The following is a 15,731-nucleotide window of genomic DNA, read 5'->3' as shown; positions in this document are numbered from 1 at the left end:
CGTTGCACAACAAAACGGGGCCCGATGCATTCGCACCGGACCCCGTCCCAACTCTTTAGTTATCTAGCAACCGAGAGGCTACTCCTCCGAGCTGTCCTCCCCAGAAGCTTTCTTCTGCTGATCGAGCTTATGCTTACCACTTACGATAGACGTAGCGCCCAGTGTGGCTAAGCTTGCACTGGCAAGGCTCGCCATAACGATAAGGTCGCCCGTCTTGGGCATGTTACCGCCAGATGACTTGGTCGTTGTAGTCGTCGTGGTGGTCACCTTTTTGGAGTCATTTTGCTCCTGGTTCCGGTTGTCAGTGTTGCCTTTACCGTTGTCCTCGCCCTGCTGCTTTCCGTCCTTGGTCTTGCCCTTGCTCTCGTCCTTCTCCTCAGATTCAGACTTCTTATCCTCGTCCTTCTTCTGTTCGGACTTGTCGCCCTTCTCCTCAGAGCTAGAACCCTTATCGGATTCGGTCTTCTCGGAAGCCTTGTCCTTGGAGTCGTCCCTTGCGGCCTCGGTCTTTTCCGTGGAACCCTGATCAGAGTTGTCCTTGTTCTGGGCCGAGCCGTTATTGACGCCAGCCATCAGCGAAGAACCCAGCGTAGAACCAAGCTGCTCGGAGAAAGAAGGCTTCTTGTCCGGCGAAGCAACGGGAGCGTCCGGCGCCTTATTCGAGTCGTCCTTGGAAGCATCGGAATCAGGGGTCGTGTCAGAGCCGGAGCCGTTGTTAGAGCCGGTGTCAACGGACGAATCGCTCGAGCCGATGGATGAGTTAGAGGTGTCAGCGTCGGTCGAACCAGAAGCGTCGCTGTCCGTATTGCCGGCAGAGCTTGGAGACGAATCACCCGCAGCAGAGCCGTTCAAATCGGAGCCGTTCGAGGTAGAGCCGTCGTTGGTAGTGCCACCAGCAGAGCCATTACCGTCAGCATCGGTCGAGGGCGCATCCATCCTGTCATCGTTGGCATCGTCACTCGAGTCGTCATTCGAATCAGGTGTCGGCGAGGGCGCCGGCGTAGGCTCGGGCTGCACGGGCGTCGCAGCGGCTGCCTCGTCCTCAGCGATATAAACCAAGCAGTCCTTTAGCTCGTTGCGGTAGCGGTTCTTCCAGCCCTCGTGGTACTGGGGCTGGCTTGCATACTTGGTCGCCACGTTATTGACCACGCTGTTGGAAAGCGCCGTCACAAACTCGCGGTCGGACATATCGTTGGAAAGATTCGCCCAGCGGAAAAAGTCCCTGCAGCCACCAGTGCCGCACATGTTGGTAATGCTCCACACCATGCCCTTGACGCAATCGGCGCGGCCCGAAATATCAATACCCAGGCCGCTCTTGAGCCACGCCTCGGTCACCGCATAGTACGAGTTGTACGCATACGCATCCTGCAGAGCCGAAAACTCAGCAGGATCGGTGTTATAAGCACCCTGGAAGGCCTCCTGTGCAATACGGCCCAGCTCGGTAAGCTGGTCGTTCTCGTACATGGCATTGCTCGCGTTGGAAATCTCGCTGCCGCGATCAATCGCATCCTTGAGCATGCCGTACTTGGCAGAATCGTAGTTGTAAACCTGCTTCATAAACGGAATGAGCGACCAACGACGGTCGAACTGGTAATAGCCCAGCGCGTTGTAGCCGTCACCATACGAAAAGCCCTGGTTGTAGTTACCATGGCTCTCGTACTTGGTAAAGTACTTCATCTCGGTAGTCACGTTGACAAACGAAACGCCCTGGACCGACCTCAGCACGCCCGAGAAGGACTGCTGGGTGTAGAGACCCTTATCGATATCGGTGGCATCCGAGGCAACGCCTGGCGTGGGCTCCTCGGCAGCGGCGGGTGCCGGCGCGGAAACGGCGCCAAACGAAAGCGCCAGCGTCAGACCCGCGACAATAGCAGAATGCTTGGGCTGCATAAGATCCTCCCTGCATTGGTGTAGTTAAAGTGCAGTTTGCAAAGATAGAATCAGTATTGCAGCTCGTCCGTTGTTGCACAACAACCCCTCGGTAAACGGCAACAACCTTCCGCGAAATCTTAAGGAATTAAACAAACTGGTCGTCGGGCGCCATCAGAAGCTCGCCGTATCGCTCCATCAGCCCGTCCCTCAACTGACAGAAAGCGGGGATATAGACGTTCAAGATGCGCTGAATCAAATCTTGAGCGAGCTTGTTGTCGTAGATATGGACGTTCGTATTGCGGTCTCTGAGCATGTCTAGCCAGGCCGCCTCATCAATAAAGTCGTAGAATCGGTACGACTCCTTCAAGATGGCACGAGGAGACCCCGACGCGGCAAGCGTGGCGCCCTCATACTCGAGCAGACGCTTAAGGAGCTTCCAGCTCAGTTCAAATTGAAGATTGAACTTATTAATCAATCCACTCTGAACAAAATCATTGTTGAGATCCTGATTGGGCGCATCCTCAAGATTCGCCAAGGCGCTAACAAAGTTCTCATATTTTTTCATACAGAATCACACCATCCCTGGCAATCTCATCGAGCAATTGCTGCGATAAGGGCTCATCGAGATTGACGACATCTACATCTAAAAGAGTATCAAGACGCTCCTCGATCAAATATGACAACCGGCCGAAATCCCGGCAACCTGCTACGGCGATGTCAATATCGCTCTTAGGCAAGTTGTCACCTCGAGCGCGGGAGCCAAACAGCACAACCTTCTCGGCGTCACATTCCCGAGCAAAAACTTCAATTTGCTTATACACCTTGTCGAGAGATGCCATTTGCAGCCCTACAGCTTAATGTCGAAGTTGATTTCGGGGACGGCGGCCAGGTCGGCCAACGTCACGCCGTCGACATAGTTCTCGATGACCTCGTCAAGGCCACGCCAGAACTTGACGGTGGAACACAAGTCACTGCGGGCGCAGCTGTTGTCGATGCCATCGCACGCCACCGGAGCCGTGCTGCCCTCAACGGCACGCAAGATGTCGCCGGCACGCACCTCGGCCGGGTCCTTGGCCATCATGTAGCCGCCGCCCTTGCCACGCACGCTCTTAAGCAGGTCCGCCTTCATAAGCGGACGCACCAGCTGCTCCAAATACTTTTGCGAGATATGCTCGCGGTCGGCAACCTCGCGCAAGGCAATCTTGCCCTCGGCGTCGCCCAGCGCCGCGATATAGATCATCAGTCGGAGGGCATAGCGGCCCTTGGAAGAAATGAGCATACCTACCCTCCCATCGCATCTGGGACAACATAACCAGGTTTGTTTGTCCCAAATTTAAAGTAAGTGGGACAAACACAACAGGTTATTTTGTCCCAGAATTTGAAAAGTCGAGTGGATTAGTCGGGTTTTCCCTTGACTAACGCCGAACCCATAGTAACTTTATTCCGAGAAGATTCCTAGGGTTTAGTACACCTATGAGTACACCATATACAGAGAGGGACAGCATGAGCGCAAATCCGCTGCTTTCCATCGAAGGTCTGACCGCCTCCGTGGACGAGAAGACCATCCTCCACAACGTCAACCTCAACGTCGCCGCCGGCGAGACCCACGTGCTGATGGGACCCAACGGCGCCGGCAAGTCCACCCTCGGCCACCTGGTCATGGGCGACCCCGTTTACACGGTCAACGACGGCCGCATCGTCTTTGACGGCCAGGACATCACCGAGCTCACCACCGACAAGCGCTCGCGCGCCGGCCTGTTCCTGAGCTTCCAGGCCCCGGTCGAGATTCCGGGCGTGCCGCTGTCGAGCTTTTTGCGCGCCAGCATCGCCGGCCGCCCCGGCCTGGAGATGAAGGGCAAGGAGTTCCGCCGTCGCGTCAAGGAACTCGCGGCCGAGCTCAACATGGATACCGCCTACCTCAACCGTGAGCTGGGCGTGGGCTTCTCGGGCGGCGAGAAGAAGAAGGTCGAGATGCTCCAGCTTTTGCTGCTGCAGCCCAAGCTCGCCATCCTCGACGAGACCGACTCGGGCCTAGACGTCGACGCCCTGTCCACCGTCAGCCACGGCATGGACGCGTATCGCAAGAGCTGCGACGGCTCCATGCTCATCATCACGCACAACACGCGCATTTTGGAGCACTTGGATGTCGACCGCGTCCACGTTATGGTCAAGGGCCACATCGTGCGCGAGGACGACGCCTCGCTCATCCCCTGGATCGACAAGAACGGCTTTGAGACCTTCGAGCGCGAGGCCGCCGAGCAGCGCGCCCAGGCCGAGTCTGCCGCTGCCGAGCAGCAGGCGTAAAGGGGCGACGCAATGACCAAGAACCGCACCGAGGTCGCGGACATCGACCGCAGCCTCTACGACTTCACCTATGGCGAGGAGGGATTCGAGCGCCTCGACGCCGGCATCACGCCCGACATCGTGCGCGAGATCAGCGCCAAAAAGGACGAGCCGCAGTGGATGCTCGACCTGCGCCTCAAGTCCCTCGAGATCTTCAATCGTTTTCCCGACCCGACGTGGGGCCCCTCCATCGAGGGCCTGGACATGGACAACATCGTCACCTACGTCAAGCCCAACACCGATCAAAAGCACGACTGGGAGTCGGTGCCCGACGACATCAAGAACACCTTTGAGCGCCTGGGCATCCCCGAGGCCGAGCGCAGCTACCTAGCGGGTGTCGGCGCGCAGTACGACTCCGAGCTCGTCTACCACAACATGCAGGACACGGCGTCCAAGATGGGCATCGTCTACTCCGGTATTGAGGAAGCCCTGCATGACCCGCAGTGGGAGCCGCTCATCCACGAGAAGTTTATGACGCTCATCCCGCCCACCGACCACAAGTTTGCGGCCCTGCACGGCGCCGTGTGGTCGGGCGGCTCGTTTGTCTACGTGCCCAAGGGCACCAAGTTGGACTTCCCGCTGCAGAGCTACTTCCGCCTTAACGCCAAGGGCGCCGGCCAGTTTGAGCACACGCTCATCATCGTCGAGGACGACGCCGACCTGCACTTCATTGAGGGTTGCTCCGCGCCCAAGTACAACGTGGCCAACCTCCACGCCGGCGCCGTCGAGCTCTTTGTGGGCAAGCGTGCGCACCTGCGCTACTCGACCATCGAGAACTGGTCCAAGAACATGTACAACCTCAACACCAAGCGTGCGCGCGTGGACGAGGACGGCGACATCGAGTGGATCAGCGGCTCCTTCGGCAGCCACGTGGGCTACCTCTACCCCATGAGCGTGCTCAACGGCCGCCGCGCCCGGTCGAGCTTTACCGGCATCACCTTTGCCGGCGCCGGTCAGAACCTCGATACCGGCTGCAAGGTCGTGCTCAACGCACCCGATACCTCGGCAACCGTCGAGACCAAGGGCATCTCTAAGAGCGGCGGTATCCAGACCTTCCGCAGCTCTATCGTTGCCACGCCCAAGGCCGAGGGCTCCAAGGCAACCGTGAGCTGTCAGTCGCTGATGCTCGACGACCAAAGCCGCTCCGACACTATTCCGGCCATGGACATCCGCGCCAAGAACGTCGACATCGGCCACGAGGCCACCATCGGCCGCATCGGCGACGATAAGGTGTTCTACCTGATGAGCCGCGGTATCTCGGAGGAAGAAGCCCGTACCATGATCGTCAACGGCTTTGCCAACCCGGTCTCCAAGGAGCTGCCGCTGGAGTACGCCGTCGAGATGAACAACCTGATCAAGCTCGAGATGGAAGGAGCGATCGGATAATGAAACAGGAAACCAACACCGCTGCTACCACGCTCGAGCAGGTCAACGCGATGCCGGCTGCCACTTGGGGCTGGCTGAAGATGAATCAGACCAAGCTCGAGCTCTCTGACGAGCTTGCCGCCGCTCCCACCGAGGCCGTTGAGGTCGAGGGCTTGGACGAGCAGTTTACTGGCGTGGCAGACGCGTTCGAAGCCGCCATGGACGCCATGGCCGAGCGCTTCCCCGAGCGCCGCGCCTCCGCGCCCGGCGATGCCGCCGACCGCGCCCGCATCACGCCCGAGACCGAGCTCGACGTGCCCGCCACCTCCGTCTACCAGGCCGGCGCCATCAAGCTGGAGGAGGAGCTCTCCCCCGCCGAGGCCTTCGAGACTGGCATGGGCGAGGCTGCCTACGCCTACTTGGCCGAGCACGCCACCAAGCGCATCGTCATCGATGTGCCCACATACAAGCACGCCACGGTTACCGTGCACGTGAGCGGTGTCGATGCCGCCGCGGCCATCGCCGCCGTCGACGTCGTCGCTCGTCCCCAGTCGACGCTCGATCTGCAGATCGCCCTAGACTCCCCCGTTACCGGCGAGGGTGTCGTGGGCTCCGTGCTACGCGTGTGCGCCCACGAGTACGCCACCGTCAACGTGACCTGCACGCAGACGCTCGACGATAGCTGGATCGCGCTCGACGACACCGGCCTGTTCCTGGACGAGGGCGCGCGCGTCAACGTGCAGCACACCGTCCTGGGTGCTGGCGCCAGCGCCACCGGCCTTGCCGGCGACCTGCTGGGCGATACCGCCAAGGTCACCATCGATACTGACTACCTGGGCGCCCGAGAGCAGGTGCACGACTTTAACTACGAGCTGCGCCACCGCGGTCGCAAGACCGAGTGCGAGATCGACGCCAACGGCGTGCTGACCGGCACGTCCAAGAAGGTCTACCGCAGCACCATCGACCTCGTGCACGGCTGCAAGGGCGCAACCGGCACCGAGCGCGAAACCGTGCTGCTCGCCAACAAGGGCGTCGACAACAAGACCGTCCCCGTCATCCTCTGCGACGAGGACGACGTTGCCGGCAACCACGGCGCTACGATCGGCCACGTCCGCGACGAGCAGCTGTTCTACCTCGCCTGCCGCGGCCTTGACCAAAACGCCGCCGAGGACTTGTTCATCCGCGCCAAGCTGGAGGACGCCGCGCTTTCCGCCACCGACGAGCGCACCCGCGCAGCCGTCGTCCGCCTGGGCAACAACCTGATCGACAACTTTGAAGAGGAGCTCGCATGATCGACACCGAACACGTTAAATGCGATACCTGCACTGCCCCCGAGCCCATGGAGCTCGACGCCAGCGACGAGGCTTCGCGCGGCTGGCCCACCGTAGACATCGAGACCAACCCCTACAAGGCGCAGTTCCCGCTCTTCCAGCAGCACCCCGAGATCGCCTTCCTCGATAGCGCCGCCACTGCGCAGCGCCCTGCCTGTGTGCTCGACGCCGAGCGCGACTTCTATCAGCGTATGAACGCCAACCCCCTGCGCGGCCTGTACTCGCTGTCCGTCGAGGCCACCGAGGCCATCGCGAAGGTCCGCCAGCAGATCGCCGACCTCATCGGCGCTCCCCAGGCCAACGAGGTCGTCTTCACCCGCAACACGAGCGAGTCGCTCAACCTGGTCGCCAAGAGCTTTGCGCCAACGGTGCTCGAGCCCGGTGACGAGGTCGTCATTACCATCATGGAGCACCACTCCAACCTGATTCCGTGGCAGCAGGTCTGCCGCGAGACCGGCGCCAAGCTCGTCTACCTCTACCCCACCAAGACCGGCCAGCTCACCACCGAGGAAGTTCTTGCCAAGGTTGGTCCCAAGACCAAGATCCTGGCCGTGGGCCAGGTCTCCAACGTGCTGGGCGTCGAGAACCCGGTCAAGAACCTCGGCAAACTCGTGCACAAGTACGGCGGCTACCTGGTCGTCGACGGTGCGCAGTCGCTGCCGCACATGCCGGTCAACGTGGCCGACCTGGGCGCCGACTTCTTTGCCTTTAGCGCGCACAAGGCCATGGGCCCCATGGGCATCGGCGTGCTGTGGGGCAAGATGGACCTGCTCAACGCCATGCCGCCCATGCTCACCGGCGGCGAGATGATCGATTCGGTCACCGAGCAGGACGCCGTCTGGGCGCCCGTCCCCGAGAAGTTCGAGGCCGGCACGCAGGACGCCGCCGGCATCTTCGCCACGGGTGCGGCACTCGACTACCTCGTCAACACGGTTGGCTACGAAAACATCCAGGCACGCGAGCAGGCACTCGTCCACTACCTGATGGGCGAACTCATGCAGCTCGACTTTGTTCAGATCATCGGCTCCATCTATTGGGACAACCACCACGGCGTCGTGAGCTTTAACGTCAAGGGCATCCACCCGCACGACGTCGCGAGCATCATGGACATGGACGGCGTGTGCATCCGTGCCGGCCACCACTGCGCGCAGCCGCTACTCACCTGGCTGGGCGTCGAGAACCTCGCCTGCTGCCGCGCCAGCGTGGCCTTCTACAACGACAAGGCCGACATCGATAAGTTCATCGCCGGCCTGCATCACGTTTGGAGCACGTTCAATGGGTAATCTGTACACCTCCACCACGTTTATGGAGCACAACTCGCACCCCGACTACAAGTACGAGATGGATGCCCCCACGCACGAGCACGACGGCATCAACCCCAGCTGCGGCGACGAGCTCACCTTGCAGCTGCGCGTCGAGAACGGCGTGATCGAGGAGGCCTCCTTTACCGGCCACGGCTGCGCCATCAGTCAGGCCAGCGCCGACATCATGGCCGACCTCATCACCGGCGAGACCGTCGAGGAAGCTCGCCGCCTAGCAGAGCTCTTCCTCGCCATGATCCGCGGCGAGAAGCTCTCCGAGGAGGACCTGGAAGACCTGGACGAAGCCGCCCAGCTCCAGGACATCTCGCACATGCCCGCCCGCGTCAAATGCGCCGAGCTCGCCTGGCGCACCCTCGACGGCATGCTCGAGGGGCAAGCTAACCAGTAGCGTATGCTCCGAATCCAAGGTTTTTGATTGCCGAGCCGCCCGATACGGGCGGCTCTGTTTTTCCTAATGAGCACGAACACACAAAATCAGCGCGTCCGGCGCCCCGTCTGTCATTTACCACACGGCCAGACGCGAACACGGGCGTTTTCCACAGCACCAAAGGCCTGCGGCAGGGCCCCGGGCCCGCCAAGCAATGCGCCAAGCCCCGTTCTGCTGAGCTCCGACTCGCTTCGCGCCTGCCGCAGACGGGTCCCATAGGGTGCGACGTGCATTTTTGCGAGTATTCAGCACGCCAAGCTGTATGTATACGCATCGAAAGCGTTAATCAACGTCTCCAGGCGCATATATATTGTGTTTTAGAACAAGCATCGCGGTCTCAGGGATCACATACATGCGCTTCGGAGGCGCATCGGAAGGCATAAATAGCTTCGGGACCCGTATGTTGCAAGACTGCGGCAGTGCCGACAGCACCACGATGCTGAAAACTCCGTTTTTTGCACGGCGCAGACGGGGGTAGGCACGGGCAAACCCGGACTGAGCTGTTATTTTATGCAAGATGACGATTGTTCTATGCATATTAAGAAGTGCAGTTACCGTACCAAGCTTTTGAACGCTGGTTGCGGCGTATGGACGACCCCAACTGCGGTGAACAGGCGACCTTACATCACGTTTCCGCCAGCCCGCATCGCCGTTCGCGCGCGGGCGCGCACGATACGAGAGACGGTACTTTTGCCAATCCCGGTATACCGCTCAATCTGGCGCACCGTAAAACCGGCATCGTGCAATCCAAAAATAACGGTATCGCGCTGCGCCGGCGGTGCGACTTTAACCCCACGAAGCGGAACCCCGAGCTCCTTCGCCATCTTGTCGGCAAAGGCGTGGCGTTCCCATTCCGTCTCTTTCATATCGCACAGCGCTGGCTCACTGCCGTCGGGCGTCGAAAGCGAATAGGCAATAAAGCCCTCGGCAGAACCAAAAAGCTCAAGCACGCAAGAAGGATCAGAAAATCCCCTCGCGACATCGGCCGCGTCACCGTCGTAAGAACGCAGATGTTCCGCAAAGCTGCTCCAGGGATAACGCTCGATTAGGCTAACGCCCACCTCCTGCGGATCGGCGTGTACGGAGCGAATAGCCTCCATCACCTGCCAATCGGTATCGAGCGAACGCCGGTCAAAACGGTTCTGGAACAGATGGCCTGTGCGCCCCGTGCGCTTATTGAACCGCCGCGCGTATGTCAAAAGCAGCCGGTGCATTGCCGCGCTCATCCTGTCCTCGTAATCTGCAAGCACCAAATGCACGTGATTGCCCATAAGACACCAGGCGATAACCGTCACGCCCTCCTCGCGGCAGCGCTCGCGCATCAGCTCCAAAAACTCCCACCGGTCTTCATCGCCCTCAAAGATGAGCTGTTTGCCCACACCGCGGGCACAGACATGGTAAAAGCCGGTAACCGTTCTCCAAACGCGCTGCATGGCGCTCCCTTCGCCGGGATCTGCTTACCATCCAATACAGCACGATTGAAGCGTGCCATCAAAACATTCACGCAAAACAATACACTCGTGCGGCCAAAGGCAGCAAACAGGCGGCGAACGGCACCGTTGCAACAGGTCAACCACTGCAACGCTTGCAAGAGCGGACCAAAAGCTTGCCCAAGACGGACCCCCTCTACGGAAACTCACGACCACAGAACATAGAGTTAAACCGTTTCAATTAAAACTTCCGGACTTCTCGCTACGAAAACTGAGCCGTTCGCCGAATATTCCGTGCATTTCGCGGTATTATAGGGGCTGCATGTCATGTCCCTTTCGAAGGGTCGCCCGGCAATCGCCAGCCACGACCCCCAGACGGGACGCCAACACGATAGAGAGGAGAGGCATGCAGTACTCACAGGAAGTGGAGAACATGTGCCCCGTTGCCAAGGGTGCATACCACGGCCCCGCACCCATCCCCGAGGAGGGCAAGTGGGTCCAGGCTAAGGAGATTTCCGACATCTCCGGTCTTACGCACGGCGTGGGTTGGTGCGCACCTCAGCAGGGCGCCTGCAAGCTCACGCTGAACGTCAAGGACGGCATCATCGAGGAGGCCCTCGTTGAGACCATCGGCTGCTCGGGCATGACCCACTCTGCCGCCATGGCTTCCGAGATCCTTCCCGGTAAGACCATCCTCGAGGCCCTCAACACCGACCTCGTCTGCGACGCCATCAACGTTGCTATGCGCGAGATCTTCCTGCAGATCGTTTACGGCCGCAGCCAGACCGCGTTCTCCGAGGGCGGCCTGCCCGTGGGCGCCTCCCTCGACGACCTCGGCAAGGGCCTTCGCTCTCAGGTCGGCACCATGTTCGGCACCAAGGCCAAGGGCGCTCGGTACCTCGAGCTCGCTCAGGGCTACGTCACCCGCATGGCTCTCAACGACAAGAACGAGATCATCGCATTCGAGTTCCTGAACCTCGGCAAGTTCACCGACGCCGTCAAGGCCGGCAAGACCCCCGAGGAGGCCATCGCTGGCGCTATGGGCCACTATGGTCAGTGGGAGAACGCTGCCAAGTACATCGACCCGCGCACCGACGAGGAGACTCACTCCGTCGCCAGCGTGTTCCCGGTTCACGAGTAGAAAGGGAGGGAAATAACTATGACTGTTACGTTCGAAGGTTACGAGCGCCGCGCTGACAAGATCAACAAGTGCCTCGCCGACAACGGCATCGCCTCCCTCGAGGAAGCTCTGCAGATCTGCACCGACAAGGGCTTCAACCCGCGTGAGATCGTCAACAACACCCAGTCCATCGCCTTCCAGAACGCCGAGTGGGCCTACACCCTCGGTTGCGCTCTCGCTGTCAAGCGTGGCGCCAAGTCCGCTTCTGAGGCTGCCGCCATCATCGGCGAGGGCATCCAGGCCTTCACCGTTCCCGGCTCCGTCGCCGAGGACCGCAAGGTCGGTCTGGGCCACGGCAACCTGGGCGCTATGCTGCTCTCCGACGACACCGAGTGCTTCGCCTTCCTGGCCGGTCACGAGTCCTTCGCTGCCGCTGAGGGTGCTATCGGCCTGGCTCTAAACGCCAACAAGGCTCGCAAGAAGCCGCTGCGCGTCATCCTCAACGGTCTGGGCAAGGACGCTGCTCAGATCATCGCCCGCATCAACGGCTTCACCTACGTGAAGACCCAGTTCGACTACTTCACGGGCGAGCTCAAGGTCGTCGAGACCATCCCCTACTCCGATGGTCCCCGCGCCGCCGTCAACTGCTACGGCGCCGACGACGTCCGCGAGGGCGTTGCCATCATGTGGCACGAGAACGTCGACATCTCGATCACCGGTAACTCCACCAACCCCACGCGCTTCCAGCACCCCGTCGCTGGCACCTACAAGAAGGAGCGCCTCGAGGCTGGCAAGAAGTACTTCTCCGTCGCTTCTGGTGGCGGCACTGGTCGTACCCTGCACCCGGACAACATGGGCGCCGGCCCTGCCTCTTACGGCATGACCGACACCATGGGCCGTATGCACTCCGACGCCCAGTTCGCCGGTTCTTCCTCCGTGCCTGCGCACGTTGACATGATGGGTCTCATCGGCATGGGCAACAACCCCATGGTCGGTGCCACCGTCGCCTGCGCTGTCGCCGTCGAGGAGGCCCTCAAGGCCTAATCGCGCCCGCGCGATGCTCATATAGTTGAGCTTTGGAGCCGCTACCCACCCAGGTAGCGGCTCTTTTTGTTTGCGCTGTCGCAGGGTAGCTAATGCCGATATATCAGTTGGGGCGAAATACAAGATGTGATGAGATGGAGCGTCAGAGCGTCCATGACGCCCACCTGCCATATTTGCCCTTTACCGATTTGCCGAGTCTTTGCGGCCCCATTGCCGATCACCCGTGCGACAATGCGCCGGACGAGAAAGGAATCCGATGGAATCGACTGATGTACTGGTAATTGGATCTGGCATTGCGGGCCTTTGTGCCGCCATCGAAGCGGCACGCACGGGTGCAACCGTCACTGTGGCAAGCGCCGGCAAGACCATGAGTGGATCGAGCTTCTTCCCGGGTACCTGGGGCCTCGGCCTCATCGGTCCCGTCGACGAAGACGACGAGCAGGACCTCATCGACACCATCCTGGCCGTCGGCGGCGGCGTTGCCGACCCCGAACTCGTCCAAACGTTCGTCCACGGCATTCCCCAAGCGATTGACTGGCTCGAGCAAGACCTGGGCGTTGAGCTCCAGCGTCCGCAAAGCGCCAAGAGTGCTCAACAAAAGCAATTTATCCCCTGCTTTGACCACAAGACGCGCATGTGGCGCGGCCTCACCCGCAAGCCCCTTGAGGACGCTCTGACGACCTGGATCGAGTCGCTCGGCATTCGCCTGCTCCCCCGCCATGAGCTTATCGACCTTGTTGAGGACACGAACGGCAGAATAACCGGAACCGTACTCTACGACCTTACCGAAAATCGAATCGTGCCCTTTGCTGCCAAGGCCACGATCATCGCAGCCGGTGGCACAGGCGGCCTGTTCGAGCGCAGCCTTACGTCGGCTGATGTGCTCAGCTCCTCGCAGGCCATCGCACTGGCGCACGGCGCAACACTTACTAATATAGAGTTCATGCAGATGATGCCTGGCTTCATCGAGCCCAGGCGTAACTTGGTCTTCAACGAGAAAACCTGGCGCTACGTGCATGTAGACCAGCCGGTAGATATTGCCGACGACAAGCTGGACGACCTGCTCGAGCAGCGCTCTGGATATGGTCCCTTCACGTCACGCTTGGCCTCCCGCGCTATCGATCTCGTCATCGAACAGGCAGGTGCCGAAGGCCTGGCACTCCACTACGACTTCCCCCGCGAGGATGTCCCAGAGTTTGTGCAGACCTTTGCCACCTGGCTGCAAGACGAGCACGGCATCGCGCCGACCGACGAGATGCGCGTTGCGATGTATGCCCACGCCGCTAACGGCGGCATCAAGATCGATAAGACCGCGCACACGGGCGTTGAGGGCCTCTACGCTTGCGGCGAGGCGACAGGCGGCATGCACGGCGCCGACCGCATTGGTGGCTTGTCAAGCGCCAACGGCATCGTGTTCGGGCGCGTCGCGGGCGCATCGGCAGCCCTTGTAGCGCAGAAGGAGCCTGAGGCAGCCCTGAAGGCGGATATCACCCTCCCCCAGTACGGCATTGCCACAACAGATGCCGAACGCCTGACACACAGCCTTAGGCACACGATGAGCACCTATTGCATGATCAACAGGACCGAAACAGGCCTATCCGAGGCCCTGCAACAGCTTGAAAGCCTGCAAGACGAAGCCACGGCTCTAAATAAGCCACATGCCAACGACAGCGAAATCGCTGCCCTCGCCCGCCTGCAATCGCAGATTCGACTAGCACAGGAAATGGTCAAAGCCATGCGCAAGCGAACCGAAAGTCTCGGGTCGCACTATCGAGCGGATTAAACCGGACACCTATCTAAAGCAGAACACAACCAATCGATATCCATGGGCCCCGTGAGCTCGAAGCAGCACGGGGCCCATTCGTGTCCGCACGACAGCGTATCCTTATTCTGAATACAGAGCGGGCAAAGCCCGCATAGAAAATAGACCAGCGAGGAGGAGATATGGACAGTAGAGATATCGAGAAGTGGCGTATCGAACTTGATAGCTACGCCAATGTGGAAGACGGCGTTGAGTATTGGCTCGCACGCGATTTAATGGAACCCATGGGGTACACTCGATGGGAGAACTTCGCCGAAGTTGTTAAGAGGGCAAAAGTCTCATGCGAAACAAACAAAACTCCAGTTGATTCCCATTTTCGTGACACCACGAAAATGGTAACTGCCGGTGTCGCCGCTCGCGCGGTTAAAGACTACAAACTTACGCGCTATGCATGCTATTTAATCGCGCAGAACGGAGATTCAAACAAGCCAGAGATCGCGCTCGCCCAGGCATACTTTGCCGTGCAGACGCGCCGCCAAGAGCTCATAGAGCAGCGCTTCGCAGAGATTCAGCGCTTGCAGGCGCGCCACTCGCTATCCGATTCAGAGAAACAGCTCTCGGGCATTGCGTTCAAACGAGGCGTGGACTCCAAAGGATTCGCGATCATCAAGTCGAAGGGCGATGAGGCGTTATTCGGCGGCAGAAGCACGGCGGACATGAAGCGGCAGCTTGGTGTGCCCAAGAGTGCTGCATTGGCGGACAAGCTAGCCGATGTTCTCATCAAAGCAAAGGACCTCACGAACTCGATGACGGCCTTCAACGCCGAGGAACACGACCTGTACGGTCTGGACCAGATCAAACAAGAACACGTCGAGAACAACACGAGCGTGCGTGGTAGCCTCATCGACCGCGGAATTGTTCCCGAGAACCTACCGCCTGCCGAGGATACAAAAAAGCTCGAGCGTCGCGTGAAGGCAGACGAGAAGAAACTCAAGGAGGGTACTGACGGTTTCACCGATCCCCAGGGTAGACTCAATCTGTGAAAGCGGCCGCGCCCTTTCGGGTTCGACCCCATGCGAGGTCAACAAAAAACGACCAGCCTGAGCCAGTCGCTTTAACAATCTTTGGGTGGGCCGTCAGGGGGTCAGCCTGCTGCGCAGGCGGTCACTGCGGCGCTTCGCGCCTTGCGCGCTGCGCTGGCAAATGCTTACGCATTTCCTCAGCTCCGCGCCCCGACGGGTTCGACCCCGTGCGAGGTCAACAAAAAAGCGACCAGCCTAAGCCAGTCGCTTTAACGATCTTTGGGTGGGCCGTCAGGGGGTCGAACCCTGGACCTTGGGATTAAGAGTCCCCTGCTCTACCAACTGAGCTAACGACCCAAAGCTAAAGTCCGTTATGGCGGACTTTAGAGGAGATATCGTGTGGTGGGCCGTCAGGGGTTCGAACCCTGGACCTTGGGATTAAGAGTCCCCTGCTCTACCAACTGAGCTAACGACCCGATATCAACACGAAGCAAGAACTGGGGTGGGTAAAGGGACTCGAACCCTCGACCTACGGGACCACAACCCGTCGCTCTAGCCAACTGAGCTACACCCACCGTGTCCTGTGCGCTTCGCGCTCGACTATTATTGCAAGGAACGCCACGCGATGCAAGCCCCAATTTTCAAGAATTTTGAAAAGAGTTTTTCGAGCGCGTTTCGAGCAATTCCCACCGG

General features: G+C 59.9%; 14 protein-coding genes and 3 tRNA genes. 9 read left to right on the top strand and 8 right to left on the bottom strand.

Annotation, left to right across the window (positions count from 1 at the left end; translation table 11 throughout):
• Nucleotides 1-78: 78 nt before the first annotated feature.
• From ABHU32_RS02625 to ABHU32_RS02610, 4 genes are all read right to left on the bottom strand, one after another.
• Nucleotides 79-1,890 carry a VgrG-related protein gene (locus ABHU32_RS02625; RefSeq protein ID WP_346978818.1) on the bottom strand — a complete coding sequence of 604 codons (1,812 nt, stop codon included), beginning with the start codon at nt 1,888-1,890 and terminating at the stop codon, nt 79-81.
• A 127-nt stretch (nt 1,891-2,017) separates the two neighbouring features.
• Nucleotides 2,018-2,437: an HI0074 family nucleotidyltransferase substrate-binding subunit gene (locus tag ABHU32_RS02620; protein ID WP_055286557.1), complete on the bottom strand. Its 420-nt coding sequence runs from the start codon at nt 2,435-2,437 to the stop codon at nt 2,018-2,020.
• Nucleotides 2,424-2,711 (bottom strand): nucleotidyltransferase family protein, encoded by a 288-nt coding sequence (locus tag ABHU32_RS02615; RefSeq protein ID WP_035138649.1) that lies wholly within the window; start codon nt 2,709-2,711, stop codon nt 2,424-2,426. Before ABHU32_RS02615 ends, ABHU32_RS02620 begins: the two co-directional genes overlap by 14 nt.
• Before the next feature lie 8 nt (nt 2,712-2,719).
• Nucleotides 2,720-3,151 carry an RrF2 family transcriptional regulator gene (locus ABHU32_RS02610; RefSeq protein ID WP_117790831.1) on the bottom strand — a complete coding sequence of 144 codons (432 nt, stop codon included), beginning with the start codon at nt 3,149-3,151 and terminating at the stop codon, nt 2,720-2,722.
• Nucleotides 3,152-3,375: 224 nt separating this feature from the next.
• Between ABHU32_RS02610 and sufC the strand changes: the two genes are divergently transcribed.
• The 5 genes from sufC to sufU are packed head-to-tail and all read left to right on the top strand — an operon-like array spanning nt 3,376 to nt 8,621.
• Nucleotides 3,376-4,176, top strand: coding sequence for a Fe-S cluster assembly ATPase SufC (sufC, locus tag ABHU32_RS02605; protein WP_117821353.1), 801 nt, complete (start codon nt 3,376-3,378; stop codon nt 4,174-4,176).
• Nucleotides 4,177-4,188: 12 nt separating this feature from the next.
• A complete protein-coding gene (gene sufB / locus ABHU32_RS02600; RefSeq protein ID WP_117854891.1) occupies nt 4,189-5,601 on the top strand; it encodes a Fe-S cluster assembly protein SufB in 1,413 nt (470 codons plus the stop codon).
• Nucleotides 5,601-6,872, top strand: a complete 1,272-nt coding sequence (locus tag ABHU32_RS02595; protein WP_346978816.1) for a SufB/SufD family protein — start codon at nt 5,601-5,603, stop codon at nt 6,870-6,872. Before sufB ends, ABHU32_RS02595 begins: the two co-directional genes overlap by 1 nt.
• On the top strand, nt 6,869-8,194 hold the full coding sequence (locus ABHU32_RS02590; protein ID WP_346978815.1) for an aminotransferase class V-fold PLP-dependent enzyme: 1,326 nt from the start codon (nt 6,869-6,871) through the stop codon (nt 8,192-8,194). Before ABHU32_RS02595 ends, ABHU32_RS02590 begins: the two co-directional genes overlap by 4 nt.
• A complete protein-coding gene (gene sufU, locus ABHU32_RS02585) occupies nt 8,187-8,621 on the top strand; it encodes a Fe-S cluster assembly sulfur transfer protein SufU (RefSeq protein WP_260698897.1) in 435 nt (144 codons plus the stop codon). Before ABHU32_RS02590 ends, sufU begins: the two co-directional genes overlap by 8 nt.
• A 659-nt stretch (nt 8,622-9,280) precedes the next feature.
• On the opposite strand, the gene ABHU32_RS02580 is transcribed toward sufU, so the two are convergent.
• The gene (locus ABHU32_RS02580) at nt 9,281-10,093 is read right to left on the bottom strand and encodes a transposase (protein ID WP_260698898.1); all 813 of its coding nucleotides are present in this window, start codon (nt 10,091-10,093) and stop codon (nt 9,281-9,283) included.
• A 403-nt stretch (nt 10,094-10,496) separates the two neighbouring features.
• On the opposite strand from ABHU32_RS02580, the gene ABHU32_RS02575 reads away from it, so the two are divergent.
• From ABHU32_RS02575 to dinD, 4 genes are all read left to right on the top strand, one after another.
• A complete protein-coding gene (locus ABHU32_RS02575; RefSeq protein WP_006235554.1) occupies nt 10,497-11,231 on the top strand; it encodes an iron-sulfur cluster assembly scaffold protein in 735 nt (244 codons plus the stop codon).
• Between the two features lie 18 nt (nt 11,232-11,249).
• Nucleotides 11,250-12,254: a GGGtGRT protein gene (locus tag ABHU32_RS02570; protein ID WP_006235553.1), complete on the top strand. Its 1,005-nt coding sequence runs from the start codon at nt 11,250-11,252 to the stop codon at nt 12,252-12,254.
• Nucleotides 12,255-12,510: 256 nt separating this feature from the next.
• A complete protein-coding gene (locus tag ABHU32_RS02565; RefSeq protein ID WP_346978814.1) occupies nt 12,511-14,037 on the top strand; it encodes an FAD-dependent oxidoreductase in 1,527 nt (508 codons plus the stop codon).
• Between the two features lie 161 nt (nt 14,038-14,198).
• Nucleotides 14,199-15,059, top strand: a complete 861-nt coding sequence (gene dinD / locus ABHU32_RS02560) for a DNA damage-inducible protein D (protein ID WP_346978812.1) — start codon at nt 14,199-14,201, stop codon at nt 15,057-15,059.
• A 263-nt stretch (nt 15,060-15,322) separates the two neighbouring features.
• Here dinD and ABHU32_RS02555 read toward each other — a convergent pair.
• From ABHU32_RS02555 to ABHU32_RS02545, 3 genes are all read right to left on the bottom strand, one after another.
• Nucleotides 15,323-15,395, bottom strand: a tRNA-Lys gene (locus tag ABHU32_RS02555).
• A gap of 43 nt (nt 15,396-15,438) precedes the next feature.
• A tRNA-Lys gene (locus ABHU32_RS02550) sits at nt 15,439-15,514 on the bottom strand.
• 22 nt (nt 15,515-15,536) lie between these two features.
• A tRNA-His gene (locus ABHU32_RS02545) sits at nt 15,537-15,613 on the bottom strand.
• Between the last annotated feature and the right edge of the window lie 118 nt (nt 15,614-15,731).

The organism is Collinsella aerofaciens, from assembly GCF_039758965.1.
GTDB classification, from domain to species: domain Bacteria; phylum Actinomycetota; class Coriobacteriia; order Coriobacteriales; family Coriobacteriaceae; genus Collinsella; species Collinsella aerofaciens_BR.
The sequence above is the reverse complement of the archived record's forward strand: the minus strand, read 5'-3'. Positions and strand labels throughout refer to the sequence as shown.